The sequence below is a fragment of the Mesorhizobium sp. M0910 genome, from assembly GCF_040319465.1.
GTDB lineage: Bacteria > Pseudomonadota > Alphaproteobacteria > Rhizobiales > Rhizobiaceae > Mesorhizobium.
This window is the reverse complement of record NZ_JAMYNZ010000009.1, coordinates 200,925-227,066: the sequence shown is the minus strand read 5'-3', so window position 1 is coordinate 227,066 and position 26,142 is coordinate 200,925. Positions and strand designations below refer to the sequence as shown.

Below are 26,142 nucleotides of genomic sequence, written 5' to 3'. Positions count from 1 at the left end.
CGCTGCAGGTTTTTTGATGGAGAACTAGCTGCGGCGTCCGACTAGAATGAGCCTTATGTTCCAATCAACGGAACCGTGACGGTTGTCGCATAATTAATCGGATACCGGTCGAAATACGGGAACTCGATCACGAACGCATATTTGGCGGTCAGATGTGCCATTCGAAAGCCGCCGCTGGGGGCGTCGATTGCTATTGTTACGTCGACGTCGCTCAATCCCAAACTCAGCAATTTTGCCGTGGCTATCGCTTCTATCTCTGCTTCGGTTAGCGAGTTCTTCATTTGCAGCGCACGTGAGGACGTTTCCAGCGTGTACCGAACACTCGACATGGCATTCAGAGCCCAGCCGAATGCGAAGATGCCGATCAAAAGCGTTATCAGAATAGGCGCGATCAGCGCGAACTCCAATGCAGCTCCGCCTGATGCCCCACGTATGAAGGCTCTCCCTTTAGCGAACACGAATCACCTGTTGCTGGCTGAGCTCGCGCGAGAGGGAAAACTCGCCAAAACTGAAGGGCGGGAACCAGGTGGTTGTCGCCTGTATTACAACGAAAACCGCGGGAGCTTTCAAACTGTCGCACAGGACAGATAGATCGACCACGGTGATCCCGCACATATATTTCCGGCTCAGCGTCACCTGCGCGTCATCGGGATGATTTTCCCAGCTCGAAAGGGCGACGGCTTGGGTAGCCGCGTCGTCGGCTGCGCCTTGCATCACGAGGTTCGCCGCCGTTTTGACGCCTGCACGCATCGACAGCGCGCTTGATACGAAAGACCAACCGTTAATGACGCCAAGAAGTACCAGGCAAAGGATCGGCACAATCAGCGCAAACTCTACCGCAGCAACACCCGAATCGCTCCGGAAGATCCGGGCTGATAATCGTTCCACGAAGATTACTCCACAAGCCGAACGGATTGCGTCGCCGGAATATTACGCATTCCGAGGCTCGTGCAATCCTGGCTGATGCTCGTGTTGCCGGACCACTGCAAGGTACCGGCGACGACCTGCGTGCAACCACCCTTGCCAGAAAAATTGCCGAGATAATTGACGTCCTGGGTTGGAAAATACAGAGCGCCGGTCAAAAGCGAATCCGCCGTGCCGTTTAACGTGTTCGATCCCGTCAGGTTACCTCTGTCGCCGTAAAACAGGACACCGGAATACGTGCCCGACGTGGGTGCACTAAGTTTGACGGTGGCGTTGCCGTTCATGGTGACGCCGGAGCTGCCGGCCAGATAGATGATGACTCCGGTGCCGGAAACATTGGCGTTCGCGTTCGCCTTGAAATCACCGCCTTGAATGACGTACACGCCGGGCGCGAGCGCAACATTGCCGCTCAAGCTCAGCCCGCTGCAGTATGTCCCGGGGTTCAGGGTCGACAATTTCGAGTTTTGACAGGGGGTTGTGGCTGGTGGCGCCGGCAGGTCGGCAAAGGGATCACCAGCGGGTAAGGCCTGGGTTATCGGGCTGGCGCAAACAGTCGTCACAGGGTTGTTCAACGAAACACCGCCGGCCGATATCAGGCAGTCGGCCTGAAGGTTTGCCGATCCCTGAAGCTTGATCGCATCGGCGGCAATGGAATTGGACATCACGGAGCAGCCCGTCATTTTTATGGTCGAACTGCCGGAAAACAGCGCCGCTCTCGGGGCGGAACGATTGAGCGACAAAGCGCAGGCCTTTGAGGCGTCAGTGATGAAAGCCACCGCTCTTGCCCGTGCGCCGATCGCGTTTTGCGTGAATATCGATGTGAAAAACCGATCGAGGGTCTGATGAACGATGACCTCGACGGCCTTTTGGGCGACATTCGAGCCAGAGGACGGGGGAGTGAAGATTTCGATTGTGCCTGTTGACGGGTCCCAGCCGTTCGTCGTCGCTGACAGTGTCGCGGCGGCGACTATCGTTGGCTTGTCAGATCCCGAAACCTTTTCCAAAGCGCCAGCATAGGCTGCCGCATCCGCCACCGCCTGTAATTTCAGGCTGCTAAAATACCAGTAGGAGGTCTCGATACCGAGACCCGCTGCGCCGACGACAATCGGCAACGATAGGGCAAAAATAGTAGCAACGTTGCCGCTCGTCCCGACGCCTCGTCGCAAACACCGAACCAACCGCCTCGATATAATGCGCCCCATTTCCATGGGGTATTTAACGAAAAGATGGATGAAGGAATGGCTAAGAATTTCGCTCCATTTGATATATCCGCTCCTTGGCGCGGCCGGCACAAGCTCCCGCGGCCGCACTCGGCGAGCACGCTGCTGGTCGCTGGCCCTATCTTCAACCGGCGGCGCCAGTCGCGTATCGGGTTAGCGTTTCCAGTCTCAATGATTGACTTTGCGAGTGTTTCGCCCTCGTGGGTAGGCTAACGGCCATAGCCGCGACAAATGAAATCAGATTTGCGCCAAAGCGTGCACGGCAAGCAGGCCTCACCTGCACGCGCTCCACTTTGACAAGCCTAGGCGCCAATTGCACGGCGCTTCCAGGAGTTCCACCTGGAGCTATGTGCGCTCTCGCGCGAAACAGCGCGCCCCCTTTGCCAGGCCTTCGAAGCAATCCGTCGCTGAGAACACGCGCGACTCACGAGCGTTTCAATGGAGGGAGTTGCTTGCCACGCTCGATGTTGGAGATACTTTCCAGTTGCGGCCGATGCGATCGGCCATTGGTTTGGACGCGTACATGCCGTTCGCAGGCGGCTTGTGGGCGCGACGTGAACGGAAAAGAAACGTTTCCAACATTAGATTCCGCGATTCGAATGAATCTCGCCTGTTCGGCATAGTCGCAACGCGGTGCTGGGCTAGTCGTGCCAACAAATCAATTAGCGCCCTGGCGGAACTGAGCCCGATGAACAGCTTGACGATACGCCGCCGCATACTCGCCAGTTTCGCGGCCGTTCTGGTTGTCATGTCGGTTATGGCCAGCATTACATACGTTTGGTTTCTCCAGACGGAGCAAGAAGCGACCAGCGTGGAAAAGGAAACTCTTCCGGACCTCTATCACAGCACCCAGATCATGATGGGACAGATGGATGCCCATAGTCTTCTCCAGGAATATGCTCTTCAGGACAATCCTGCCGACAAGCGGGCTTTCGAGGCTACCATCAAGGCGAACCGCGACGCCCTGCAAGGGTCGATGGACGAGTATGAAGAGACCATTGAGTCCGATTTGGACAAGCAGAACTACGCTGTCGTCAAGGACCTCGCCGATCAATTCCGCCAAGCCGAAGCCGCCGTACTGGATGCCAGTCGTGCCGCGTTGGCGAAGGGAGAGATCCCCAACGAGCGCCCGGCCATCAAGAACAACGTGGAGCCGATCTTTCGGAAATTGCAATCGGCTCTGCAAGCCATGGTCGAGGACCATAGAGGAGAGGCAAACAGCTCGACCCAAAAGATAGGTTCGATCGTCCGCACAGCGAAGTTGGGCCTGATTGCCGGGTTCCTCGTAGCACTCGGTTTGGCCCTTTTGTGCGGCTATCTTCTATTCCGTGCCGTTAGTGTTCCGCTTGGCCGATTGGTCGATCTCGTCCGTGTAATGCGCCTGGGCGACTTCAGCGGGCGCCTCGATTTGAAGCGCAAGGACGAGTTTGACACGCTGGCTGAGGGCTTCAACACCATGGCCGATGATCTCACCACGCTGATAGGCCAGGTTCAGAAATCCAGCATTCAAGTCAACACATCGATAACCGAGGTGGCCGCCACCTCAAAGGAACAGCAGGCAACCGCAAATGAGATCGCGGCCACTACGACCGAAATCCGAGCGACCGCGAAGGAAATCTCGGCAACCTCCAATGAGCTCGTACGAACGATGAGCGAAGTTTCTGCGGTCGCCGAGCAAACCGCCACGCTGGCCACCGGCGGACAAGCAGGGCTGGCACGCATGGAGGCAACCATGCAGCACGTCATGGAAGCCGCCACCGCGATTAATTCCAAACTTGCGATCCTGAGCGAGAAGGCCGGCAATATCAATCAGGTGGTGACCACGATCACCAAGGTTGCCGACCAGACCAACCTTCTTTCGCTAAACGCCGCAATCGAGGCTGAAAAGGCGGGCCAATATGGGCGAGGCTTTGCGGTCGTGGCAACGGAGATCCGGCGGCTTGCCGACCAAACCGCCGTCTCGACATACGACATCGAGCAGATGGTCAAGGAAATTCAATCCGCCGTCGCAGCCGGCGTCATGGGCATGGACAAATTCTCCGAGGAGGTCCGACGTGGCATGCAAGATGTGCAGCAGGTCGGCGGCCAACTCTACGAGATTATTCAGCAGGTCCAGGGCTTGGTGCCACGGTTCGAAGTGGCCAATGAGGGAATGCAGGCCCAGGCAACGGGCGCAGGGCAGATCAGTGAGACGCTGATACAATTGAGCGAAGCTGCCCAACAGACGGTTGAATCCCTCCAGCAATCCACGCTCGCGATCGACGAACTCAATCAGGTTTCGGGCGGGTTACGCAGCAGCATTTCCCGTTTCAAACTGCGGGCGCTGCGAGAGGTGCCTGCGAGCTAGGACGACAATGTTATTCCTCGGGTTCTGTATAGGTAGCGACCGGTATGTGCTGGACATGGAGCAGGTTGAAGAGGTCCTGCCTTACATCGGCGTGAGAAGGCTGCCGGGCGCGCCGAACGGCGTAGTAGGCCTAATCAACTGCCGGGGCTTACCCGTTCCCATGATCGATCTCAGCCTGCTTGCGCTTGGCCGCCCTTCGGCGCTGGTGCTGAGCACACGAATCGTTCTGATACGCTATCCAACCAAGGATGGTGAGAACCACCTGCTTGCGCTTGTTGCTGAACGAGCGACCGATATGCTCAAGCGGGATCCTTCTGACTTCGCGCCGTCCGGGATGGAGGCGGGAACTCCGCCCTACTTGGGCCCCGTGGCGTCCGACGATAGAGGACTTGTCCAGTGGGTCAGGGCCGAAGCGCTGCTATCTGACGACATTCGCGAAACGCTGTTCCGTCAGGTCGCGATGAGTTCATGATGTTTGGTGCGGTCGAACAGCTACTGAGGGAAAAGATTGGACTGGACAGCGGCACTGTCGGTCTGTCGGTGATCCGTCACGCGCTCCGGGAGCGGATGTCAGCCTGCCAGATCAGTGAGCTTCAAGATTATTGGCAATTGCTGGCTGGCTCCCCATCCGAGCTCCAGGAACTGATCAACGCGGTTGTCGTACCGGAGACATGGTTCTTCCGAGATCGTGAAGCTTTCACTGCAATGACGCGTCATGCACGGGCGCGCATGCGGCCGGGTCAACCCGTAATGCTCTTGAGCCTACCATGTTCGACAGGCGAAGAGCCCTATTCGATGGCGATGGCCATGTTCGATGCTGGTTTCGGAGCACAGGATTTCAAGATTGACGCAGTCGACGTGAGCACGGGCAACCTCGCGGCCGCGGAGCGCGCGGTCTACGGGCGCAACTCATTTCGCGGCGATTTTCTCGAATTCAGAGGGCGCTATCTCGAAGCGGCCGAAGGCGGACTACGGCCTGAGGTGCGGGTCCTGAAGCAAGTCCGGTTCAGGCTTGGCAACCTGTTTGATCCTGCGGCCTCGTATGGGCTGGCACCGTACGACATTATTTTTTCCCGCAACCTGCTGATCTATTTCAACCGAAACCTGCAAGACCGCGCGCTGGTTTGTCTGAAGACCCTCCTCGCGCCAGATGGCCTGCTGCTCGTCGGTCCAGCGGAATCAGGCCTTCCGATTCTGCACGGCTTTGCTTCAGCGCGATTACCCATGGCATTTGCGTTCACGAACGTGGAGCCGGCTAAGGCGCCCCGGACGGTTGCACCCTCCAAGTCGCGCTTCGGTCCGGCCACCCCTGCTCCTATCTCTGACGTCAGCAAAGTGCTGAGCCCGATCCGGCCGGCCTCCAGTAATGCAGCGACAGTGGAGCGCTCCGTCCACCCGTCCGAGCGGGCGGCCCAAAGCCTCGCTTCTATAGAACGCACCGCCAATGCCGGACGAGTTGCGGAAGCAAAGGAACTCGCGCTGACGCATCTCGGGGAATACGGTCCCTCCCCGGAAATCTTCTATCTGCTCGGGCTAGCTCAGGATGCAGAAGATGCGCGTTCCGAGGCGATCCAGAACTATCGCAAGGCCCTCTATCTCGAACCCCGCCATCAAGAAGCCCTCGCGCATCTTGCGCTGCTGCTTCGCAAGCAGGGTGACATCGCCGGTGCCGAGGCACTCACCGGGCGGCTCGGTCGGATTGGGAAAAGGAGCGGCACTTGACGTCAGCTGAGCCCGGTAGCGCATCATCGGTGCCGGACATCGCCATCGGCGACTGCTGGCGGCAAATAGGCGTTCGTGGTGACAGATCGTGCCCTGAACTGGAGCAGCATCTCCACTGCCGGAACTGCCCGACCTATAAGGAAATCGCACGGAACCTCCTGAACCGTCCGCTGCCGCCCGGCTATCGGGACGAGTGGGCCCGACATTTTGCCCAGGCAAGGACCGATGAACCAGTCGGGAATGCCGAGGGCAGTGCATTTCAGACGGTCGTTGTCTTTCGTCTCGGCGAGGAATGGCTGGCGCTTCCGGTTGGCTGCTTCCAAGAAGTGGCCGAACCTCGTAGTATCCATTCGCTGCCACACCGCAGGAACAGTGCGGTCCTCGGCATCGTCAATGTTCGAGGCGAATTGCTGGTTTGCGTTTCGTTGGCCAAACTGCTCGGAGTAGACGATCGCAAAACGCGGGTACAGGACACGCGGACCAAGGCATTTCCGCGTCTTATCGTCGTCGGCAACAGCGACAAGCGCGTCGCTTTTGCTGTGGACGAAATGCACGGCATTTATCGATTCAAACAGAGCGACCAGCTTGCCGTGCCTGCTACCGTTGGCAAGGCGTCCTCGACCATGACGGCAGCCATGGTCTCGTGGCGAGGGGGCGCGGTCGGTTGTCTGGACGAGGCGCTGCTGCTGGCCATGCTCGATCGAGCTATCGCATGAGCGGCGCGGACTACAGCCAATTTTCGATGCTCGACCTCTTTCGGGCCGAACTGGAGACGCAGTCGCAGGCCCTGACGTCCGGTCTGCTAGCGCTCGAACGCGATCCCGTGTCCGCCCAGAGTCTCGACGCTTGCATGCGGGCTGCCCATTCGCTGAAGGGGGCGGCCCGGATTGTCGATCTGACGCCAGCGGTGGAAGTTGCGCACGCGATGGAAGAATGCCTGGTCGCCGCACAGCGGGGGCGTCTCAGCCTGAGTCGCGAGCACATCGATACACTTTTGAAAGGCGTCGATCTCCTCGGATCCATAGCGAGTGAGCCTGCCTCGGCCGATGAGAGCGCCAAACCGGAAATAGCCGGTTTTCTGCTGGCGCTTGAGCAGGCATCCTCCCCATCGACAGCCAAGGTGCTTACAGCATCAGAGACGGAGCTCGCCGGCTCAAATGCTGCCCCGCAGGAGGCGCCGTGGGCCTCTTCGGCAAAGGAAACGGGCGTCCTCGCTCGATCGGAACCACTTCTTCAACCTTATGGCGGCGTCGGTTCCGACCGTATGGTGCGGGTAACGGCCGATAGTCTAAACCGCTTACTAGGGCTTGCCGGTGAGTCCCTGATGGAGGCTCGTCGCCTCAGGCCGTTTACGGGCGGCCTACTTCGACTGAAACGGATTCAGTCGGATCTCGCCATTGCCTTCGACGTTCTAGGCGACGCACTGGCCGAGATTCCTAAGGACGACGGGGCGGTGCAAGCATTGGCAGAGGCGCTGCAAAAACTTCGGCTGAGCCAGACGTTCCTCGCAGAGCGCCTTGACGAATTGGACTCGATTGACCGCAGAGCCACTGACCTTGCGAATCGACTCTATGACGAAACGCTGGCGAGTCGCATGCGCCCCTTCGAGGATGGCGTCCGGCACTACTCAAGGACGGTGCGCGACCTTGGCCGAACCTTGGGGAAGAACGTGCGGTTAGACATCGTCGGGGGCTCAACTGGCATCGATCGCGACATCCTAGACCAACTCGAGGCACCACTCGGCCATCTCCTCCGCAATGCTGTCGACCATGGGCTCGAAACGACCGACGAACGTATAGCAGCCGGCAAATCGGAAGAAGGTGTCATCAGGCTCGAAGCACGGCACAATGCGGGCCTGCTGCAGATAATCGTCGCGGACGACGGAAGGGGAATCGATCTGAACAAGCTGCGCGAGACGGTCGTGGCGCACGGCCTGACGACAGAGGAGACCGTCGGCAGACTTGCCGAAGCGGAACTGCTCGAATTTCTGTTTCTGCCAGGCTTTTCGATGAAAGCGACGGTTAGCAACATCTCCGGACGCGGCGTGGGGCTCGATGCCGTACAGGCGATGGCCAAGCAGGTCCGAGGCCTCGCAACCGTCTCCTCAGAGTTCGGCTTCGGAACCCGATTTCAACTACAGCTGCCGTTGACCTTGTCGGTGCTCCGCACGCTGCTCGTCGACATTGACGGAGAGCCATACGCCTTCCCGCTCGCAGGCATCGCCAGCACGATAAAGTTGCCGCGCACGCGCATCGAACTGCTCGAAGGCCGGCCGCATTTCCGCTTCGAGGATCGACAGATCGGACTAGTCACCGCGCACCAGGTTCTTGACCGCGCTGAGCCGCAAGCAGACGCCGATGAACTTTCAGTCGTTCTGATTAATGGTGATCACGGTGAAACCCACGGGTTGATTGTCGACCGCTTCCTGGGCGAGCGCGAGTTGGTGGTCCGGCCGCTAGATCCTCGCTTTGCCAAGGTCAAGGACATCAGCGCGGCGGCGTTGATGGAAGATGGTTCGCCCGTGCTTATCGTTGATGTCGACGATCTGATCCGATCAGTAGACAAGCTCGCGTCATCCGGCGGCCTACGCACCTTGCGGCGGGGTACTACCAGCCCCGATCTTAGGAGGCGCAAGCGCGTTCTGGTGGTCGACGATTCTTTGACGTACGTGAGCTCGAACGCAAGCTGCTGGACAATAACGGCTATGAGGTCGAGGTGGCGATTGATGGTATGGATGGATGGAACGCCATACGGTCTGAACCATTCGATCTTGTTATCACCGATGTTGATATGCCGCGCATGGACGGCATCGAACTGGTGACCTTGATGAAGAAGGACAGCCGGCTCGGGAACACCCCGATCATGATCGTGTCGTACAAAGATCGCGAAGACGATCGCAGGCGAGGTCTGGACGCCGGCGCGGACTACTACCTGACTAAAGGGATTTTCCACGACGAGACACTGCTCCATGCAGTCGTCGACCTGATCGGCCAGGCGACAGAATGAGGCGCAGCGTGTGTATCCATCAATGAGGATCGCTATCGTCAACGATATGCCTCTTGCGGTCGAGCTTCTGCGGCGATTGGTTGTATCAACCCCGGAACATCAGGTGGCCTGGATCGCCGTTAACGGGCGTGAGGCAGTAGAGGCCTGCCAACGAGACCTCCCGGACCTGATCCTCATGGACCTGGTGATGCCGGAAATGGATGGCGTCGAGGCTACGCGCAGGATCATGGCGAAGACGCCATGCCTGATTCTGCTGGTCACGGCGAGCATTGAGGCCAACATTCCTGGTGTCTATGAAGCAATGGGGTATGGTGCGCTTGACGCGGTCGACATCCCCCCGATCGGCTCTGACGGCCCGGGGTCCGGACGGTCCGCACAGCTTATTATCAAGAAGATAACGACGATCAGCAAACTCGTACGTGACGCGCCGTCTTCAAATTGGGGCACACGGACATTGCCCCCGTCTGTGTCATCGGCACAGCACCTTATTGCCATCGGCGCGTCTGCGGGCGGGCCGGCAGCTGTTGCCGCGATCCTCGGCGCTTTTCCGAGCAATTTCACGGCCGCAATAGTTCTCGTACAGCATCTCGATGCGCAGTTCGTACCCGGTCTTGCAAACTGGCTCGGCCAGCATGCGGCACTTCCAATCCGTCCTGCACGCGAAGGAGATGAGCCCGAGGCCGGCACCGTTCTAATTGCGGCCACGGCTGATCATCTCGTCTTCAAGTCAGCCCACAAGCTCGGCTATACCCCGAAGCCGCACGACAACGTCTACCGTCCCTCCGTAGATGTATTCCTTGAGAGCGCCGCGCAGTGGTGGCCGGGTGTCGTGATCGGTGTCTTGCTCACGGGCATGGGTAGAGATGGTGCCCAAGGGCTCAAGCTGCTACGCGACAAAGGGCATTTGACAATCGCTCAAGACAGCGCGTCGAGTGCGGTCTATGGGATGCCCAAAGCCGCCGCTGCCATCGGTGCCGCTGTCGAGATCCTACCACTTGACTCAATCGCCCCGCGCCTAATCGAGGCGTGCGGCCGATCTTGCTGAAAGGTTATTCTATGACGGGCAAATCCAATCTCGTCTCACCCCTGGCAGACAATTACTCGTCAATGGTTCTGCTGGTGGATGACCAGATAATGATCTGTGAAGCGGTCCGGCGCGCGCTGGCAAACCAGCCGGACATAGATTTCCACTTCTGCACCGATCCGCTCAAAGCGACTACAGTTGCCGACGAAGTGAAGCCAACGGTCATCCTGCAGGATCTTGTCATGCCGGGCGTTGATGGGCTGGACTTGGTACGGCAATACCGAAAGAATTCCTCGACGCATTCTGTCCCCGTTATCGTGCTGTCAAGTAAAGAAGATCCGGCCATCAAGGGCGAGGCATTCGAGGCCGGAGCCAACGACTATTTGGTCAAACTGCCGGACCGTATCGAGTTGGTCGCTCGTGTCCGTTATCACTCCCGGGCCTATCTTGACCACGTTCAGCGAGAGGAGGCATACAGGGCCCTGCGAGAAAGCCAGCGGCAATTAATGCGTGCGAATCTCGAGCTGGAACGTCTCACACGGATTGACGGTCTCACAGGTCTGGGAAACCGGCGCTACTTCGATGAATATCTCGCGGCGGAATGGAAGCGCGCGGTCCGCACGAAGAGCCCGCTGTCGTTGTTTATGATCGATGCCGATCACTTCAAGCGCTACAACGACACCTATGGCCACATGGCAGGCGACGAGGTGCTGAAGCAGGTCGCCAGTGTAATCCAAAGCAGTTGCAACCGCTCGACCGATCTCGCGGCGCGCTACGGCGGCGAAGAGTTCGTCGTGGTGGTGGTCGATATTTTGCAGGCGCAGTCGGGCGCTATGGCCGAGCGGCTCGTGCAGAGCGTGCGAGCCTTGAGCATTCCACACGGTTCTGAGCGGGTGACAATCAGCGTCGGTGTTGCAACCATGGTGCCTGATGAGAACCACACGCCAAATGACCTCATCAAGGCGGCCGATCTGGCGCTCTTCCGCGCCAAGTCGGAAGGACGGGACCGTGTCGTGTATTACGACTAAAGGTAAGGGTGCTTTACGGACGGGCTTACAGCTCGTGCAGTTTAAAGGCTTGGTGATCGCCGAACGGGACCCCTCGATTGTCAACCGGGCAAGCGAAACAGTTCAAAGTCAGTTCCATTTCTGGATAACTGCTGTTCCGCGGACCGGAACCTCAAACACGAATTCGTTTTCGACGGCTACGCCTCCGACGCTTATGCGCCTGGTCCAGTCTAATCTAGAGCACGTCCTGTTTAATCCGGTTCATATCCTGCGGCTTTGAAGTAGTTGGCACATTCGGCTGGGGTGAAGGGGTCGACGACCGCGCCGACCGCGTCCCACAGAGCCGTGATGGTTCTCTCGGCCTTTGCTCGCAGCAGCGCCTTGAGTTTGGCGAAGGCGTTCTCAATCGGATTGAAGTCGGGACTGTAGGGCGGCAGGTAGAGCAGGCTCGCGCCTGCGGCCTCAATCGCGTCGCGCACGCCGGCGGCCTTGTGGGCGGGAAGGTTGTCCATGACGACTACGTCGCCCTCCGACAATGTCGGGACCAGCACCTGCTCGACATAGGCCAGGAACACGTTGCCGTTCATGGCGCCGTCGTAGACGAAGGGCGCAGTCATGCCCGTCAGCCGTAGCGCTCCGGTGAAGGTCGTGGTCTTCCAGTGGCCATGCGGCACGCCGGCCCGGCAGCGCTCGCCGCGCGGCGCTCTTCCACGCAGGCGGGCCATCTTTGTGGAGAGGCCGGTCTCATCGATGAACACGAGCTTCGCCGGATCAAGATCGAGCTGGCCGTCGAACCAGTCCCGGCGCCGCTTCAGGATGTCGAGGCGACCCTGCTCCAGTGCGTGCGCGGACTTTTTTGAATGTCCAGCCGTGACCGCGAAGCCAGGCGCTCAAGGCGCTGCGGCTGATCCGCATCGACTGCTCGGCGACGAGCCGCTCCACCATCTCGTTCAGCGTGATGTCCTTGCGCTCCTCAATCAGCCCGACGATGAAGGCTTCATGCGCATCGAGGCCGGAGGCGCGGCGGGGCCCCTGCGGGCGTGGCGCCAGTTCGCCGATCTTCGCCCGCGCAATCCAGCGGATCGCGCTGGACACTCCCACGCCGAACCGCGCCGCCGCTTGCCGCGCCGACATGCCCTCGTCCGAGCCTTCAAGACCCGCGACCGAAGATCCCCGCTCAATGCTCTTCCCATCGTCCACCTCCATCGAGGTGGATGTTGAATCAGCACAAAACGCAGCCGTCACATCACAATCGATTCATCGATCACAGGACGTGCTCTAGCTGTGCTCTCCCGGAGGCGCCGGTAAGGATCCCAGCTAGCGCATGCCCCTGATGAACGCGGCCGCGCAGCTCATTGACGATCGCCATGTATGCGCCGAGCGGGATCGCGTCGAAAACCTCGAGCACGGCGGCCATGCCCTGCTTCACCAGGTCCGGACCGGCCAGCAGCAAGTCAGAGACGGCCGTCAGGCTGCTTTCTTCGATGAGCGCGTGATTGCCGCGGCCCTCACCCAGGACACACAGGACCAACCGTGCATGCTCAGCGCCATGATTGTCGATCAGCCGGCGGATGGAGCCGACGGCGCGCGTCTGGCCTTCCTTTGGTATCGGCTCTTGGGAATGATCTCGACTTCGAACTCGACACAGAGGGCAGCAACGCGCGGGTCGACGGCGAGTGCAGATCCGCGGCTCCAGCCTTCTCGCGCAAGCATTCGGCGTCTGCGCATGATCGACGCACGATGTTTGCACAAATGTAACGGCCGCTGCAAGAGTGATGCACGATGGACAGTGGTGGGGCACGCATTGACGAGATGTCAAGCGTTCAGGATTTTCGCTTCCTTGGCGGCGCTGAGAAATGCCACGCGCGCTATCTCCGGTGCGCTGCCGCCGCCGAGCACCTTCATGCACGCCATGCGAGCCTGGATGCGGCGCCCGGTTTCTCCAATGGGCCAGCGGTAAAGCAGCATTTCGGCGGCTTCGCGGGTGCTCGAAACACTGACTTTGCCCGAGGACAGCAAAACGGTCACGGGCTCTTCGAACGTGCCGACGTCTCGTTCGCAGGTCATATGCTGGTCTCCTTTCGCAATCGCCCCAAGACCTTACGGGTGAACCATCCGTTCCGTTGCGTCACGTTTGGCCCGGTGGGCGAACAATCTGTGAGGATGGGACCTCGTCCAGAGCGCGGGCTTGATCGCTCAGACTAGACTCGCCAACCCGTTGCGGTCCTCAAATAGCGAGAACCGTCCTTATCGTTACGAGCCCGCTATGCCTTGGTCAGTTGCCGGCGCTGATATCGGAAACGAAGCGCGGAAGGGCACTCTGCCGCCCAGAGTAGCCGGCCTGCACGGTGAAGACGAGAAGGACGCTCTTCCAAGCGCGGAGTTCGAATCCTCCCTCACCGCCATAAGTCATTGTTTACATCAATAAAAATACAAGAATAGGTTGGGCGCCCGCCATAAAGCCCGCCTACCGAAAACGGGGTATTCGCGGCACGTCAGCTTACGACACAAATATGCGGGTTGATGCTTCAACCTGGTAGATGGCAGAGATCAACTTCGGCCTCGCTAAGCGAAGTCGTGGGATTTATGCGACAGCGGAATCAGGATACGCGACTAGCACCCCGTGCCGGGTCAACCTCGCCGTCGGGAAGTACCGACCGGTGCGGAACCAAGCGGATTCACGCTTGTCGGCAGCGGACGCCGGCGGTGGCGGTCTGCACTCGAGCAGGCTCCCAATTAGCGAGACAAACGTCCAGAGCGGAGGCCAATCTTGGCACGCGACTTCGCCAGCCTGAACGACCGCTCTCCTCGGCTTAGTCAAGCATACCTACGGAATGATGCGCCTGGCCGGTGACAAATGAATCTCTGCTGGACCGCCGATGATATGGGGAGGCGCTCGCAAATCGCGCCCTACGCGCGGGGTGATCGGTTGATCAACATCGAAGCTTGATATGAGAAACGCGCTAACTGTGACGGCGGTGGTCACCGTGGCTCGTGTGTCAGCAGATGTGGTAAGGGTGAGTGTCGGCGAGTGGCAGAGGTGCAGCAACAATGACTTTGAGGCGAACCAGAGGTTACGGCGCATCCGGCTTGGTTCTAGCGGTTTGCACTGTGTTTGCTTGGCAGAACGCCGCTGCCGCTCAAAATTGCGACGCAGCCGCGACGCCTGGCGTCAATTGGCAAGAGTGTGACAAGAAGCTTCTCATCCTAGATGGACAGGACCTGAGCGGGGCGAACCTGTTCGGTGTTGATTTCACTTCGACCGACCTCAGGAACACCAATCTCCGTGCGGCAAATCTTGAGAAGGCAACTCTTGTGCGTGCTTCCCTGGCCGACTCGACCGCCAAAGGCGCCCGGTTCGACAGAATCGAGGGCTACAGGACCGACTTCAGCCGTATGGACGCGCAGGGCGCTGTGTTTGCGAGCGCGGAAATGCAGCGCTCGAATTTCCAGGACGCCAATCTGACCAATGTTGATTTCACAAAGGCAGAACTGGGGCGTGCGCAGTTCCATGACGCCGATATCAGCGGCAGCCGCTTCTCGTTTGCCAATCTCGCACGGGCGGACTTCCGAGGAGCGAGGTTTACCGCGCCGATAGACTTTGACCGCGCCTTTTTCTTTCTGACCCGTATCGAGGGCGTCGACCTTTCCAATTCGGCGGGTCTGTCCCAGTGGCAGCTCAACATGGCTTGCGGAGACGCCCGGACCGAGTTGCCTTCTGGCTTGACGAGGCCTGAAGATTGGCCCTGTCAATTCCAGCAGGAATAGTTGTCGGCAAGCGACCCCTCAACTTGCGCGAAGCGTCTGCCTCACGTCACCCTCCAACCGCCAGGAATTGCCAGCACAGAGCACTCTTGCGGCATCTCACCATCCGGCGGTGAGCGATCCCGATCTGCTGGATGCCTTCAACCGCGATGCCGCCGTGCACAAATGGACCGTGGCCTGAAGCTGCAGAGGCAGCGACAGCCCTGTGGGGAAAGACAGCCGCAACCGCAATCGCCTGGGGCGCCGTGTCGGCGCGTTGCGACGGGCGGACACAGGAGTATCGATTCTGGTTTCGGGTATTCGCCCATCTTCAAGTGGGTTCGCCCAATGCCGTGGCGGAAGCAGCGTCGGAGAGAGTTCGTCCAGGCTTTTCCCGATAGGGAAATCATGTTCGACGAGGGGACTGCCTGCTTGTCGAGGGAACGCCGGACCGAAGTCAGCCCGTCAATGCCAGAGCCGCATCGCTGTGGCGCGTGCTGCGCCAGCCTTGACCGGCAGTCTTCGGCCCGGCGGCCGCTTTGGACGCAGGCAAACTCCGGTACGAGCGGTACCGCTCTGCCCCTCGGGGTACATTACTCCGGCAATTCGTCGCCCTTGATCGGCGCCTTCCCTTTGCCGGCCCGTTTCAGGATATGCAGCGCCTTGGGAAGGTCGGCACGGGCGGCGCGTTCCTGAAAGTAACTTTCCGTGCGCAGCGCCGAAAGCTTTTCAGCGACTGCCACGTTAATGAATTGGTTGAGCGGCACGCCTTCGCTCTCCGCCACCTTGCGCGCCTCATCCAGAAGCGAGAGCTGAAGCCGCAGTGCGAAATTGCTTCTCCTCATGTCTTTCTCTCCAATCGTCTCAGCGCCTCGCCCGGCGACAGGACCAAGATACCGAAGCGCTCGGCCACTTTGCCGAAATCGCGTAGGTTGAACGTCACTATAGCATCCGCCCGTCCGTTTACCGCAGCTTCCAGCACCATGTCGTCGTCTGGGTCGCGCACGGCGGGTCGCCAGAGGAAGAGAAGGCGAACCGGCTCGGCGACGGCCGCCACGGCATCTAGCAACGCGTTCACATCCTCAGCGGACAGGCCGGAAGCTTCAAGGTGCTCGGGCCTTGTCATGACCGCCTGGTACTCGATCATCAACGTCACCGAAGCGATGAGCGTCAGCCGGCGTTCCAAAGCTGCCACCAACAGTTGGCGCGAGGCGCCAGCGTCACTTCGGATCGCCGCCACCATGGTCGCCGTATCGAGAAGCAGTCTCATACAGACATATTGGATATCGCGTGCGATATTGCAAGAGGACCGAGCTTTTGGTAATTTGGCGACAGCTCGGCAACTGAAGTTGTCTTGCTGATCATCACGTCGCTCAATGCCCTTGATCTACACAGAATAGCGGGCATGCCATGGTGGACGAGGCCAAACCTGGGAACGACAGCGCAAGCCATGATTACAGTGCTGACATGTCGGCACGAGACATGACTGAACGAGCCGTCCTGTCGATCGCCCGTTTGTTGGGCCGGCGGGTTGCTCGGGAGCATTTCGAGGAATTGCAGGCGGCCAACGACAACAATGTTCATCCTCTTGAGAAAACACCGTCAGAAGGGGAGGATGGGGACGGCGGCGGACAATAGCAACGAGAGGAAGAGGAGCGGTTCATGACCCGTGTCGCGCTGTATGCTCGTTACTCATCCGACAACCAGCGTGAAGCCTCTATCGAGGATCAGCTGCGGCTTTGCCGAGAGCTCGCGGCCAGGGAGAGGTGGACTGTCGTTGGGACCTATGCCGATGCTGCCATATCCGGCTCAAGCATCATCCGTCGACCAGACATCCAGCGGCTTCTCGCCGATGCTCAAAGCGGGCAATTTGAGATCGTTCTAACCGAGGCACTCGATCGCTTGTCACGCGACCAGGAACACGTAGCCGGCCTCTTCAAGCGGCTGCGCTTTGCCGGTGTCAAGATCGTCACTCTCTGAGGGCGCCGTAGACGAACTGCACGTGGGCCTGAAAGGAACGATGAACGCGTTGTTCCTGCGCGATCTTGCTGCCAAGATCAGACGGGGCCAAAGCGGCCGCATATTGAACGGCTACAACGCCGGCGGCCTCAAGCCGAGGTCGTGCGTCGGATTTTTCGGGCGTTCGCGGCTGGTCAATCGGCGCGTACGATAGCTGCAGGCCTCAACAGGGAAGGTATCCCATCACCCTTTGGGGGTGCCTGGGGCGCCTCGACCATCAATGGCAATCTCAAGCGGAGAAGCGGCTTTCTCTACAACGAAGCCTATATCGGGCTGCTCGTCTTCAATCGTCTCCAAATGCGCAAGGATCCCGAGACTGGGAGGCGCATCTCGCGGCCGAATCTGCCGGAAACCTGGCAGGTCGTTGAAGTGCCGCATCTGCGTATCATCGACGATGAGCTGTGGGATGCGGTGCAAGCCCGCAAGAAGCTTTATGGAGGCATGAAACTCCATCACCGCCGACGGCCGACGTACATGTTCTCGGGGCTTGTGCGGTGCGGCTGCTGTAGCGCTTCCTATACGGTGAAGAACAGAGACCAGCTTGCTTGTACCGCGCACCGTGAGAAAGGCACTTGTACCAATAACAGGACGATCCGTGTTGGCGAGCTTGAGAAGCGTGTGCTTGCTGGCATCCAGCGGCGCTTGCTGGCGCCAGATGCCATTGCGGGCTTCCTTGCTGAATATCATGCTGAGCATAAGCGACTGAACGCCATGAACCGCGAACGGCAAAGGGAAGTCGAAAGGCGGCATGCCGGCATCGACAGGCAGATCGCTAACATCGTCGATGCTATCGCTGACGGTGTCGCGACGACAAGCATGAAATCGAAGCTACTGGACCTCGAGCGCGAAAAGGAGAATCTAGCCCGAGAGCTTCAGGCGATGGCGGCCGCGGAAAGCATTGTGGAGTTTCATCCGGCTGCGGTAACGATTTACCGTCGGCAAGTATCCGAGCTCCAGGACGCGTTGCAATCCGACGAGTGTGAGCGGCACGAGGCGGCGAGGATCATCCGCTCACTGGTCACGGGGATCGAGATCATTCCGACGGAGGGTAGGGGACAGGTTGAGCTGAAAGTTCGCGGTGCGCTGGCGGAGCTTCTCAACCTGCCAAATCGTAAACCAGGAACAGCGCCTAGCGCTGCAGTGATGGTAGCGGGAGAGCGCTACCGCCTTCCCCACACTCATCGAACTCCCAGTTCCAATTTCGCTGCTGCGGCTGAGCGAGGCGCGCTATCCTAATTGCGGCCTGGCGGGTGACGGCATGGGGCCCAGAAGCCGACGTTCACGAAAGTGAAGTCAAGTTTGGACAGCCCCATCAATTTCCAATGCGATACGCATCAGCTGCTCGACAAAGTCGCTAACTACTCTCGATGGACGTCGGTTGGGTGGCAACAACAGAAGGGTTCGGAAGGAGATTCCCGGGAGAAATGGACGGAGGCTGAGGTTTCCGTTGAGATAGGGAAGGGCAGTTAAAGGATTGACCATTCCGCATCCAAGCCCCGCATTGACCATCGAGCAGATGGTGGTGGAATAGGGGGTTTCTAGAACCACTTTGGGCTTGATGCCGTGATCAGCGAAGATGGCCTCTGCTTCCCGTCTCGTAGTGTCCTCCGGAGCCAACGCGATGAAGGCCTGCCCATGGAGATCGGCGGGACGGATCACTTCCCTCCCCTCTAGCGGATGGCCCTTGGGCATGGCGATCGCGACCCGGTAGTTCCGGAATGGGTGGGCTTCGACGCCCGCAAGATCGATCTCGTCCGCCGCCAGGCCGACGTCGAACTGGCCGGAGGCGACGAGTTCTTTGACTTCCGAGGATAGCCTTGCCTGAAAGGTGATCGCAACGTCAGGGTGACGGTGTTGAAATGCCTTTAATGCCTTTGGCATTACATTCGTACTTAATGCGGAGAGACTTGCGATCCGGATTTCCCCCGAACCGAAGTCGCGAATCCGCGCCGCGGCCCCTTTCAAATGGATGAGGCCGGAGAATGAGGTCTCCACTTCCCTGAAAAACAGGTTGCCTTCTGCCGTCGGCGACATCCGTCCTTTGATGCGGTGGAAGAGCGCGAAACCGATGTCGCGCTCCAGTTCTTGGACGGCCTTGCTCACCGCAGGTTGTGAGATGCGTAGTATCTCCGCGGCGCGTGAGGCGGTTCCAATCGTCATCACGGCGTGGAAGACCTCGATCTGGCGAAGATTCATGGCGCACCTATAACCTGAGAGAATAGCACATCCCGATCTTGATATTGGACGGAATAGGTTTTGTCATGCTGTAACTGTCTCCAACACATGAGGAGCAAGCATGAACGATCTCACCCAATGCGTTGTGACCCCCAAAGTCAAAACAGACGGCTTCGAGGCTCTGGGTGCAGCCGTCCATCGGGCTTCGACGATCGTATTCGCGGATGCCGCAGCCTACGCCACTCGCGGCCAGCGAGGGCCTGACGGCTATTCCTACGGCCTCTACGGCACCCCGACGACGCGTACACTGGAGCAAAAGATCACTCAGCTCGAGCAGGGTCACCGGACGCTTCTCGCGCCATCGGGCCAGGCCGCAAACGCAATCGCAATGCTCGCCGTCCTCAATGCCGGAGACAAGGTACTGGTGGCGGACACGGCCTATCCCCCGGTCCGTGATTTTGTGAATACCGATCTGGCAAAGTTTGGCGTCCGAGCGGAGTACTACGATCCCACTTCGCCCGAGGGGCTCGAACGTCGGATCGACGGGAACACGAAACTGGTGTGGTGCGAGTCCCCCGGTTCGACGACCATGGAAGTCCAGGATCTGCCGCGGATTGCCGAGATCGCGCATCGGCACGGCGCGCTCGTCGGATTCGACAACACCTGGGCGACCCCTCTTAACTTCAAGCCCCTCGTACATGGGGCCGACATCGTGACCGAAGCGCTCACCAAATATATCTCGGGCCATTCCGACGTGCTGATGGGATCGATCACGGTGGCTTCCGAGCAGCTTTTCAACGCGCTCAAGGCGACTATGGGGCGGGCCGGGATCGGTGTTTCCCCCGACGACGCCTCTTTGGTGTTGCGGGGCATGGAGACTCTTGGCGTGCGAATGAAACACGCGCACGACGGCGCGACGGCGATGATCAACTGGTTCCGCGGCCACCCAGCCGTCGAGCGTGTGCTCTACCCCGCCCTGCCGTCTTCTCCCGGGCACGAATTCTGGAAGCGCGACTTCCTCGGCGCGAGCGGAGTGTTCAGCGTGGAATTGGTTCCCGAAGCACTGCCGCACGTGCCGGAGGCGCTCAATACGCTAGAGACGTTCGCCATCGGCGCCTCGTGGGGTGGGACACGCAGCCTCGTTGCCCCCATGCCCGTGAAGAGCAACCGCTCCGCGACGACCTGGAGTGGGCAGGACCTCCTTCTGCGGTTCAGCGTGGGGTTGGAATCGCACGACGATCTCATGGCCGATCTCGAGAAAATGTTGGCCCAAATCCAAGCACGGATCGACGACGAGCGGTTCGGCAAAGAAAACATCCGGCAATCAATGCTGTGAGTGAACACAAAAAGGGGAATGACAATGAACAACAACAATGAATTCATGCGAATAGACAGGCGCTCCTTCCTGGCGGGCGTCTCAAAACTGCTGGGAGTTTCGGCGCTATCCTCCATCCTGCCGTCAATCGTTGCGGCATCAGAGGTTAAGGACACGCTTCGGATCGCGATCGCCAAGCCCGCCGGCGATATCAATCCTCACAAATACACCGGCCTGTGGGGCGTTCAGGACCTCGTTTTCGAGCCGCTGGTTAAATACGGCCATGACGGTAAGATCGAGCCAGGGCTGGCGACCGAATGGTCGGTCGAAGACGGGGGCAGGCTGCTTAAGCTCACCTTGCGCAAGGGCGTGACTTTCCACGACGGCACTCCGTTCGACGCCGCGGCGGTGGAATGGAACCTGAAGAGGTGGATCGGACTCGAAGCGAACAACTGGATGAATTCGTCCCGGCTTTACGCCGGAACGGACATCGTCGACGACGATCACGTCAACGTCCGGTTCAAGGAACCGGTCCTCGGCCTGCTCCAGGAGTTCGCTTACGTCCGGCCAGTCAGGCTCCTCAGCCCCAAGTCGGTCTCTGGGGACGGTAGCTATAAGGCGCCCGTCGGCACGGGACCGTGGCATCAAGCGACTGCCGGGAATGAGGGCAGTGCCTTCGAGCGCTTCGACGCCTACTGGGGTGACAAGCCCTCTTTCAAATATCTTGAGGTAAAAGTCCTTCCGGACTCGCGCGGCCGCATGGCAGCGTTGCGCGCGGGCGACGTGGATCTGATCGGCGGAGCGTTTGTGTCGCCTTTGACCGCAACGGAAGCAGAGACGCTGAAGGGAGCGGGCATCGATGTCGTCATCGATCCCGGCACCACCACAATGATTATGGCCTTCAACACTTCCCGCGTCGAAGCGCTGAGGGACCCGAAAGTCCGCAAGGCGATCAACCTCGGCATCGACCGGGCTGCGATCTCGCAAGTGCTTTACCGCGGTCTGGCGACCTCCACTGGCAACCTGTTCTCCGAAACCGTTCCGTATTCGGGGAAGCGCTTCGATGTGCCTAGGCGGGATACCGAGACCGCAAAGTCGCTGCTCGAGGAGGCAGGCTGGGTCGGGGGGCCTGTCAGGCAGAAGGACGGCAAGGACCTTGCCATTGAACTGGTCGTTAGCGAGGAGCAAGTACCGGGGTCCCGATCCGTCGCGGAAGTGATCCAGTCCGAGCTCCAGGAGATTGGCGTCACGCTCACGATCCGCTCGGTGGATCATGCGTCGCGGCACAGCGACATTCCGGAGCGCAAGTTCGATCTCGCTTTCTTCCAGACGTTCGGCGCGCCATACGAACCTTTCGGGACTGTGGTGGGCCTGTTCCTATCCACCTATGACAACGGCGTGGACGGCAAGCTCTTCATCGACCCCGAGCACCTCGATCCGTTGGTGCTCGCCGCGATGTCCGCGCCCGAAGGCGAGATGGAAGCAGCTCTACAGAAGGTCTATGACTGGCTGCACGACAACGACGCCATCGCGCCGCTGCTCTTCGTTCCGGGCATATGGGCGCATGCCGCTCGGGTGAAGGGCTTCCAGAGCCCCGCGACCGAGTACGACATGCCCTACGAGAATATCACACTGGCGGAGTAGGATACGGCCGTGTTCGCCTTCATCGCTAAAAGGGCCCGCAACGCAGTCTTGTTGCTGTTTCTGGCGTCCGTTCTATGCTTCGCGCTCGTGGTATCCGCTCCGGGCAACGTGGCGATACTCATCGCCGAGCTGCGGACGCCGACGGCCACCAAAGCCGATATTGCCAAGGTCGAGGAGGAATTGGGGCTCAACAAGCCGCTTCTCGAACGCTACGGCTTCTGGCTGAACGGAGCGATCCACGGCGACTTCGGCATTTCCTACAAGACGGGCGAGGCGGTCGGCGCGTCCCTCAAGAGCCGCCTTGCCGTGACCGCCACCCTCGTTGCGGGCGGAGCGGTCGTGGCTTTCTTGCTGAGCCTGTTCGTCGGCTTCGTAGGCGCGCTCTGGGCACATAGGGCGCCAGACGTGGTCACCCGAGGGAGCGCTCTTCTGGGCGCTTCGACTCCGTCCTTCTTCGTCGGAGCACTGCTGGTCTACGCCTTTTCGGTCACGTGGCACGTCTTTCCGACCTTCGGGTTTGCCGGACCCGTCAGTTGGGTGCTTCCATGGCTCACTCTGGGATTTCTTCCCGCAGCAGTTCTGAGCCGCGTCGTCCGAGTTGGCTTCGAGGAGGCGATGGCCAAACCTTATGTCCTAACGGCCATGAGCAAAGGACTGTCAAGGACGAGTATTCTGGTTCGCGACGCGATCCCGAACATCGCGCCGACGTACTTGAACGCCTTGGGAACGCAGATCGGGACGATGGTCGTGGGCGCGGTCGTTGTCGAACCTCTGTTCGCTTGGCAGGGCATCGGCGACCTCTTCCTGACCGGGGTGAGATTCCGCGACTTCATGGTCGTGCAGGCCTGCCTTCTGGTCTTCATCACGTTCTTCATCATCCTGAACGTCGTGGTCGACATCTGCATTACGCTGACCGATCCGCGCCTTAGACTTCAAAGGAGCTGAACATGCAGGCAGTCAGACCACTCCTGAAGGCCATTGGCGCCTTCCCGCGCTCGGCGGTATTTACTATTGGCGCGTTCGTTCTGTTGGGACTGCTCGCACCCTACATCGCGCCACATGATCCCAATGCGCAAGACCTGCTGATCGCTGGCCAGGGCCCGACGCTCGCCCATCCGTTCGGAGTCGACCATCTCGGGCGCGATACATTGAGCAGGTTGATTGTGGCGGCTCGGACGTCGCTGGTCGGAGTCTGTCTCGTCCTTGTGTGCGCGCACGCCATCGGCATCGCCATCGGCACGATTGCCGGATACCGGCGGGGCTGGACGGACGAACTGCTGATGCGCATCGTTGACGTCGGCCAGGCAATCCCCAGCCTCATCGTCTCACTTGCGGTGATCGGCATTGCCGGAGTCAGCTACTGGAACATGATCCTCGCGCTCGCGCTCGCCTGGTGGCCGGGTAGCGCCCGCATTAGCCGGGCCGTGGCTGTCAACACCATGAACAAGCCCCACATGGAGGCCCTAAGAGTATTGGGCGCAAGTCCCGTTCGCATTTACTTTGTCCATCTTCTTCCCACGACGATCGGGGCGGTGCTCGTATATGCCACGGCCGACGCCGGAGCAGTCGCGCTCGCAATCGCAACGTTGAGCTTCCTCGGGCTGGGGATCCAGCCGCCGACGCCTGAATGGGGACAGATGTTGGTCGACGCGCTTCCATATCTCGAGTCCGATCCGCGCCAGGTCATCCTGCCGGGGCTGACCCTGACTTTAGCTGTCATCGGATTCAACATCCTCGGTGAAGCGGTCGCCCTCAACAGAGTTCCGAAGCCGCTGACCTCCCGGATGCTCGCGGCCCGTCGCCGGGTAACCGCATTCTGGGCCAAGGAGGCACGGCCATGAGTTCTGAACCGATACTCCGCGTCAAAGATCTGACCATAGACCTGCTGACGGCGCATACCGTGGTCCGCCCAGTCGACGGAGTAGCCTATGAACTGAGCCGTCGAGAGACCCTCGCGATTGTGGGAGAAAGCGGTAGCGGCAAAACGGTCACCTGCTTTGCGCCTCTCGGCCTGATGCCCGTGGGCGTCCAGGCGGATATATCGGGCTCCATTTTGTTCGACAGCCGCCAGCTCGTCGGATCGGACAATGAAACGCTTCGCAGCCTGCGCGGAAAATCCATTGGCTTCATTTTCCAGGACCCGATGAGCGCGCTCAATCCCGCCCGCCGGGTCGGACGGCAGATAGCAGAAGTAGCCGAGCTTCACCTCGGCATGACCGCAAGAGCTGCGGAAACCCGGGCGCTTGAACTTATCAAGATGGTCGGGATGTCCGACCCCGAAATACGCCTCAAGCAGTATCCCCATGAGCTTTCGGGCGGTCTCCGACAGCGTGTCATGATCGCAATCGCCATTGCCGCCGAGCCGACACTTCTCGTAGCCGACGAGCCGACCACCGCGCTCGACGTGACGGTCCAGGCGCAAATCCTCCGACTGCTGAAGGAAATCCAGTCCAGAATGGACATGGCCATGATCTTGATCACGCATGACATGGGTGTCGTGGCGGGCGCGGCCGACCGCGTAATGGTGATGTACGCGGGGCGCCACGTCGAAACCGGACCGACCGAGCGTGTACTCTCCCAGCCGCAGCATCCCTATACGATGGGCCTCATCGACGCAATTCCGAGGAAACAGGACGCAATCGGATCGCGTTTCCGTGGATTGCCGGGGGTTCCGCCCATCCTTGGCGCGCCGATCACAGGGTGCGCCTTCATGCCCCGCTGCGGATACGCTGTGGATGCCTGCGGCGAGCGACGTCCGCCGTTCTTGCCGACGGCAGTTCCGGGTGTGTCAGCCGCCTGTCCCGTTCTGAATATTCGGGCGAAGGAGTGCGCATAATGAGCGCGGTACTCGAAGTCGAGCATCTGGTCACCAGCTTTCCAAGCGCCAAACGTGGCCAAACGATCAAAGCGGTAAATGACGTCTCGATCCACCTCAATCCCGGCGAGATTGTCGGCTTGGTGGGGGAGTCCGGCTGCGGCAAGTCCACGCTTGGCCGTTCGATCGTGGGCTTGGAAAAACCCCAGTCCGGACGCGTCGTTTTCGATGGCGTCGACCTCGGCTCCCTGAGCGGGCGCCGTCTGCGGGAAGCGCGTCGCGCCGTTCAGTACGTGTTCCAGGACCCCTATGCATCGCTGAATGATCGCCAAACTGTGGGCGAAGCCATAAACGAAGCCCTCATCATTGCAGGTTTGCGTTCGCAAACGGAACGCGAGGGGAGGATCGCCGAACTCCTCAACCAGGTGGGTCTGGCGACGACGGCCCGGGACAGATTCACCCGTGAACTCTCAGGCGGCCAGAGGCAACGCATCGCGATCGCGCGCTCGCTGGCCGTAGAGCCGCGGGTTTTAATCTGCGACGAACCGGTCAGCGCGCTAGACTTGTCTATACGCGCGCAGGTCATGAACCTATTCCTCGACCTCAGAGAGAAGCTAGGCGTGTCCTGCCTCTTTATCGCGCATGACCTCGCGCTTGTCCGGCAGGCGGCGACCCGGGTCTACGTGATGTACCTCGGCAAGGTGGTAGAAAGCGGCAGCTCGGAAGAGGTTTACCGGAATCCGAGCCATCCCTACACCCAGCTCCTTCTCGCGTCTATTCCGGAGGCTGATCCTGCCACCGAGCGTCGGCGCAACCCTCCGTTGATCACGGGCGAAATCCCAAGTCCGACGAATCCGCCCTCCGGCTGTTTCTTCAGGACGCGGTGTCCCCTTTCCGTGGAAGCTTGTGCGGAGGCTGAGCCTGTGTCGCAAGAAGTAAGCTCAATGCACAAGGCGGCGTGCAGGTTCGCCGGCGACCTATTCGCGAAACGGGTCTCGGCCGCATGATTAAACGTCAGATCTAGCTGACCGTGCGGGACCTGATGCGTTGCGCATTCTGGTGGCGAAGCAGAGATTTGCGCTCCTTCCTTCCGGTACCGGGCCGGCAGTGAGTGGGAAAGCGCTCTGTCGGCAGCCCTGGTTACTCAGGCGGGCCGGGAGGATCCTCTTGCCGGTTATTA

General features: G+C 59.8%; 27 protein-coding genes and 1 pseudogene. 19 read left to right on the top strand and 9 right to left on the bottom strand.

The window, feature by feature from the left end:
* Positions 1 to 53 precede the first annotated feature (53 nt).
* From NKH78_RS23280 to NKH78_RS23270, 3 genes are read right to left on the bottom strand one after another with little or no spacing between them, the layout of a single operon-like run.
* Entirely contained in the window at positions 54 to 407 is a 354-nt protein-coding gene (locus NKH78_RS23280; protein ID WP_352508176.1) for a TadE/TadG family type IV pilus assembly protein, read from the bottom strand.
* 40 nt (positions 408 to 447) lie between these two features.
* Positions 448 to 888 carry a TadE/TadG family type IV pilus assembly protein gene (locus NKH78_RS23275; RefSeq protein ID WP_352508174.1) on the bottom strand — a complete coding sequence of 147 codons (441 nt, stop codon included), beginning with the start codon at positions 886 to 888 and terminating at the stop codon, positions 448 to 450.
* 5 nt (positions 889 to 893) lie between these two features.
* Entirely contained in the window at positions 894 to 2,126 is a 1,233-nt protein-coding gene (locus NKH78_RS23270) for a pilus assembly protein TadG-related protein (RefSeq protein WP_352884279.1), read from the bottom strand.
* A 466-nt stretch (positions 2,127 to 2,592) separates the two neighbouring features.
* Here NKH78_RS23270 and NKH78_RS23265 point away from each other — a divergent pair, with 466 nt between their 5' ends.
* Genes NKH78_RS23265 through NKH78_RS23230 form a run of 8 tightly spaced genes read left to right on the top strand, consistent with a single transcriptional unit; the run spans position 2,593 to position 11,271 of the window.
* Positions 2,593 to 4,491 carry a methyl-accepting chemotaxis protein gene (locus tag NKH78_RS23265; RefSeq protein ID WP_352518176.1) on the top strand — a complete coding sequence of 633 codons (1,899 nt, stop codon included), beginning with the start codon at positions 2,593 to 2,595 and terminating at the stop codon, positions 4,489 to 4,491.
* Between the two features lie 7 nt (positions 4,492 to 4,498).
* Positions 4,499 to 4,963: a chemotaxis protein CheW gene (locus NKH78_RS23260; protein WP_352508170.1), complete on the top strand. Its 465-nt coding sequence runs from the start codon at positions 4,499 to 4,501 to the stop codon at positions 4,961 to 4,963.
* A complete protein-coding gene (locus NKH78_RS23255; RefSeq protein WP_352787507.1) occupies positions 4,960 to 6,213 on the top strand; it encodes a CheR family methyltransferase in 1,254 nt (417 codons plus the stop codon). Before NKH78_RS23260 ends, NKH78_RS23255 begins: the two co-directional genes overlap by 4 nt.
* Complete coding sequence (locus NKH78_RS23250; RefSeq protein ID WP_352508166.1) at positions 6,210 to 6,929, top strand: chemotaxis protein CheW; 720 nt, start codon at positions 6,210 to 6,212, stop codon at positions 6,927 to 6,929. The genes NKH78_RS23255 and NKH78_RS23250 overlap by 4 nt, the downstream gene beginning before the upstream one ends.
* Positions 6,926 to 9,034 carry a chemotaxis protein CheA gene (locus tag NKH78_RS23245; RefSeq protein ID WP_352884247.1) on the top strand — a complete coding sequence of 703 codons (2,109 nt, stop codon included), beginning with the start codon at positions 6,926 to 6,928 and terminating at the stop codon, positions 9,032 to 9,034. Before NKH78_RS23250 ends, NKH78_RS23245 begins: the two co-directional genes overlap by 4 nt.
* A complete protein-coding gene (locus NKH78_RS23240) occupies positions 8,929 to 9,219 on the top strand; it encodes a response regulator (RefSeq protein ID WP_352884244.1) in 291 nt (96 codons plus the stop codon). The genes NKH78_RS23245 and NKH78_RS23240 overlap by 106 nt, the downstream gene beginning before the upstream one ends.
* Before the next feature lie 22 nt (positions 9,220 to 9,241).
* Entirely contained in the window at positions 9,242 to 10,264 is a 1,023-nt protein-coding gene (locus NKH78_RS23235; protein ID WP_352884241.1) for a chemotaxis response regulator protein-glutamate methylesterase, read from the top strand.
* 11 nt (positions 10,265 to 10,275) lie between these two features.
* Positions 10,276 to 11,271, top strand: a complete 996-nt coding sequence (locus tag NKH78_RS23230; protein ID WP_031195385.1) for a response regulator — start codon at positions 10,276 to 10,278, stop codon at positions 11,269 to 11,271.
* Between the two features lie 230 nt (positions 11,272 to 11,501).
* Here the strand turns inward: NKH78_RS23230 and NKH78_RS23225 are convergent.
* From NKH78_RS23225 to NKH78_RS23215, 3 genes and pseudogenes are all read right to left on the bottom strand, one after another.
* Positions 11,502 to 12,443 (bottom strand): annotated as a pseudogene (locus NKH78_RS23225) (IS630 family transposase).
* 71 nt (positions 12,444 to 12,514) lie between these two features.
* Positions 12,515 to 12,781 carry a hypothetical protein gene (locus NKH78_RS23220; protein ID WP_352689242.1) on the bottom strand — a complete coding sequence of 89 codons (267 nt, stop codon included), beginning with the start codon at positions 12,779 to 12,781 and terminating at the stop codon, positions 12,515 to 12,517.
* Positions 12,782 to 13,065: 284 nt separating this feature from the next.
* Positions 13,066 to 13,278 (bottom strand): DUF982 domain-containing protein, encoded by a 213-nt coding sequence (locus tag NKH78_RS23215; protein ID WP_352517489.1) that lies wholly within the window; start codon positions 13,276 to 13,278, stop codon positions 13,066 to 13,068.
* Between the two features lie 1,023 nt (positions 13,279 to 14,301).
* On the opposite strand from NKH78_RS23215, the gene NKH78_RS23210 reads away from it, so the two are divergent.
* The gene (locus NKH78_RS23210; protein WP_352508731.1) at positions 14,302 to 15,018 is read left to right on the top strand and encodes a pentapeptide repeat-containing protein; all 717 of its coding nucleotides are present in this window, start codon (positions 14,302 to 14,304) and stop codon (positions 15,016 to 15,018) included.
* Positions 15,019 to 15,149: 131 nt separating this feature from the next.
* On the top strand, positions 15,150 to 15,395 hold the full coding sequence (locus tag NKH78_RS32645) for a Y4oE-related protein (RefSeq protein WP_502899825.1): 246 nt from the start codon (positions 15,150 to 15,152) through the stop codon (positions 15,393 to 15,395).
* Positions 15,396 to 15,587: 192 nt separating this feature from the next.
* Here NKH78_RS32645 and NKH78_RS23205 read toward each other — a convergent pair whose 3' ends face one another.
* Together NKH78_RS23205 and NKH78_RS23200 are read right to left on the bottom strand one after the other, a co-directional pair.
* On the bottom strand, positions 15,588 to 15,839 hold the full coding sequence (locus NKH78_RS23205; RefSeq protein ID WP_023722511.1) for a hypothetical protein: 252 nt from the start codon (positions 15,837 to 15,839) through the stop codon (positions 15,588 to 15,590).
* Positions 15,836 to 16,264, bottom strand: coding sequence for a putative toxin-antitoxin system toxin component, PIN family (locus NKH78_RS23200; protein WP_352508730.1), 429 nt, complete (start codon positions 16,262 to 16,264; stop codon positions 15,836 to 15,838). Before NKH78_RS23200 ends, NKH78_RS23205 begins: the two co-directional genes overlap by 4 nt.
* A 140-nt stretch (positions 16,265 to 16,404) precedes the next feature.
* Between NKH78_RS23200 and NKH78_RS23195 the strand changes: the two genes are divergently transcribed.
* From NKH78_RS23195 to NKH78_RS23185, 3 genes are all read left to right on the top strand, one after another.
* Positions 16,405 to 16,632, top strand: coding sequence for a hypothetical protein (locus tag NKH78_RS23195; RefSeq protein WP_352508729.1), 228 nt, complete (start codon positions 16,405 to 16,407; stop codon positions 16,630 to 16,632).
* A 24-nt stretch (positions 16,633 to 16,656) separates the two neighbouring features.
* On the top strand, positions 16,657 to 16,974 hold the full coding sequence (locus NKH78_RS23190) for a recombinase family protein (protein ID WP_352884235.1): 318 nt from the start codon (positions 16,657 to 16,659) through the stop codon (positions 16,972 to 16,974).
* Positions 16,975 to 17,115: 141 nt separating this feature from the next.
* Positions 17,116 to 18,249, top strand: a complete 1,134-nt coding sequence (locus NKH78_RS23185) for a recombinase family protein (protein ID WP_352508727.1) — start codon at positions 17,116 to 17,118, stop codon at positions 18,247 to 18,249.
* Between the two features lie 57 nt (positions 18,250 to 18,306).
* Here NKH78_RS23185 and NKH78_RS23180 read toward each other — a convergent pair whose 3' ends face one another.
* Positions 18,307 to 19,209 (bottom strand): LysR substrate-binding domain-containing protein, encoded by a 903-nt coding sequence (locus tag NKH78_RS23180; protein ID WP_352508726.1) that lies wholly within the window; start codon positions 19,207 to 19,209, stop codon positions 18,307 to 18,309.
* Between the two features lie 100 nt (positions 19,210 to 19,309).
* Here NKH78_RS23180 and NKH78_RS23175 point away from each other — a divergent pair, with 100 nt between their 5' ends.
* Genes NKH78_RS23175 through NKH78_RS23150 form a run of 6 tightly spaced genes read left to right on the top strand, consistent with a single transcriptional unit; the run spans position 19,310 to position 25,969 of the window.
* Positions 19,310 to 20,524 carry a trans-sulfuration enzyme family protein gene (locus NKH78_RS23175; RefSeq protein ID WP_023680716.1) on the top strand — a complete coding sequence of 405 codons (1,215 nt, stop codon included), beginning with the start codon at positions 19,310 to 19,312 and terminating at the stop codon, positions 20,522 to 20,524.
* A gap of 24 nt (positions 20,525 to 20,548) precedes the next feature.
* The gene (locus NKH78_RS23170) at positions 20,549 to 22,147 is read left to right on the top strand and encodes an ABC transporter substrate-binding protein (protein ID WP_245274882.1); all 1,599 of its coding nucleotides are present in this window, start codon (positions 20,549 to 20,551) and stop codon (positions 22,145 to 22,147) included.
* A 9-nt stretch (positions 22,148 to 22,156) separates the two neighbouring features.
* Entirely contained in the window at positions 22,157 to 23,092 is a 936-nt protein-coding gene (locus NKH78_RS23165) for an ABC transporter permease (protein WP_023680718.1), read from the top strand.
* 2 nt (positions 23,093 to 23,094) lie between these two features.
* On the top strand, positions 23,095 to 23,988 hold the full coding sequence (locus NKH78_RS23160) for an ABC transporter permease (RefSeq protein ID WP_352508725.1): 894 nt from the start codon (positions 23,095 to 23,097) through the stop codon (positions 23,986 to 23,988).
* Positions 23,985 to 24,983, top strand: a complete 999-nt coding sequence (locus NKH78_RS23155) for an ABC transporter ATP-binding protein (protein ID WP_352508724.1) — start codon at positions 23,985 to 23,987, stop codon at positions 24,981 to 24,983. The genes NKH78_RS23160 and NKH78_RS23155 overlap by 4 nt, the downstream gene beginning before the upstream one ends.
* Positions 24,983 to 25,969 carry an ABC transporter ATP-binding protein gene (locus NKH78_RS23150; protein ID WP_352508723.1) on the top strand — a complete coding sequence of 329 codons (987 nt, stop codon included), beginning with the start codon at positions 24,983 to 24,985 and terminating at the stop codon, positions 25,967 to 25,969. Before NKH78_RS23155 ends, NKH78_RS23150 begins: the two co-directional genes overlap by 1 nt.
* The last annotated feature ends 173 nt before the right edge of the window (positions 25,970 to 26,142 follow it).

Excerpts from the sequence above, each read along its gene's own strand:
- NKH78_RS23170 (WP_245274882.1), top strand. The coding sequence starts at position 20,549 with ATGAACAACAACAATGAATTCATGCGAATAGACAGGCGCTCCTTCCTG.
- NKH78_RS23255 (WP_352787507.1), top strand. The coding sequence starts at position 4,960 with ATGATGTTTGGTGCGGTCGAACAGCTACTGAGGGAAAAGATTGGACTG.
- NKH78_RS23200 (WP_352508730.1), bottom strand. The coding sequence starts at position 16,264 with ATGAGACTGCTTCTCGATACGGCGACCATGGTGGCGGCGATCCGAAGT.
- NKH78_RS23205 (WP_023722511.1), bottom strand. The coding sequence starts at position 15,839 with ATGAGGAGAAGCAATTTCGCACTGCGGCTTCAGCTCTCGCTTCTGGAT.
- NKH78_RS23210 (WP_352508731.1), top strand. The coding sequence starts at position 14,302 with ATGACTTTGAGGCGAACCAGAGGTTACGGCGCATCCGGCTTGGTTCTA.
- NKH78_RS23235 (WP_352884241.1), top strand. The coding sequence starts at position 9,242 with ATGAGGATCGCTATCGTCAACGATATGCCTCTTGCGGTCGAGCTTCTG.
- NKH78_RS23260 (WP_352508170.1), top strand. The coding sequence starts at position 4,499 with ATGTTATTCCTCGGGTTCTGTATAGGTAGCGACCGGTATGTGCTGGAC.
- NKH78_RS23160 (WP_352508725.1), top strand. The coding sequence starts at position 23,095 with ATGCAGGCAGTCAGACCACTCCTGAAGGCCATTGGCGCCTTCCCGCGC.
- NKH78_RS23175 (WP_023680716.1), top strand. The coding sequence starts at position 19,310 with ATGAACGATCTCACCCAATGCGTTGTGACCCCCAAAGTCAAAACAGAC.
- NKH78_RS32645 (WP_502899825.1), top strand. The coding sequence starts at position 15,150 with ATGCCTTCAACCGCGATGCCGCCGTGCACAAATGGACCGTGGCCTGAA.
- NKH78_RS23180 (WP_352508726.1), bottom strand. The coding sequence starts at position 19,209 with ATGAATCTTCGCCAGATCGAGGTCTTCCACGCCGTGATGACGATTGGA.
- NKH78_RS23270 (WP_352884279.1), bottom strand. The coding sequence starts at position 2,126 with ATGGGGCGCATTATATCGAGGCGGTTGGTTCGGTGTTTGCGACGAGGC.
- NKH78_RS23190 (WP_352884235.1), top strand. The coding sequence starts at position 16,657 with ATGACCCGTGTCGCGCTGTATGCTCGTTACTCATCCGACAACCAGCGT.
- NKH78_RS23245 (WP_352884247.1), top strand. The coding sequence starts at position 6,926 with ATGAGCGGCGCGGACTACAGCCAATTTTCGATGCTCGACCTCTTTCGG.
- NKH78_RS23230 (WP_031195385.1), top strand. The coding sequence starts at position 10,276 with ATGACGGGCAAATCCAATCTCGTCTCACCCCTGGCAGACAATTACTCG.
- NKH78_RS23150 (WP_352508723.1), top strand. The coding sequence starts at position 24,983 with ATGAGCGCGGTACTCGAAGTCGAGCATCTGGTCACCAGCTTTCCAAGC.
- NKH78_RS23195 (WP_352508729.1), top strand. The coding sequence starts at position 16,405 with ATGGTGGACGAGGCCAAACCTGGGAACGACAGCGCAAGCCATGATTAC.
- NKH78_RS23155 (WP_352508724.1), top strand. The coding sequence starts at position 23,985 with ATGAGTTCTGAACCGATACTCCGCGTCAAAGATCTGACCATAGACCTG.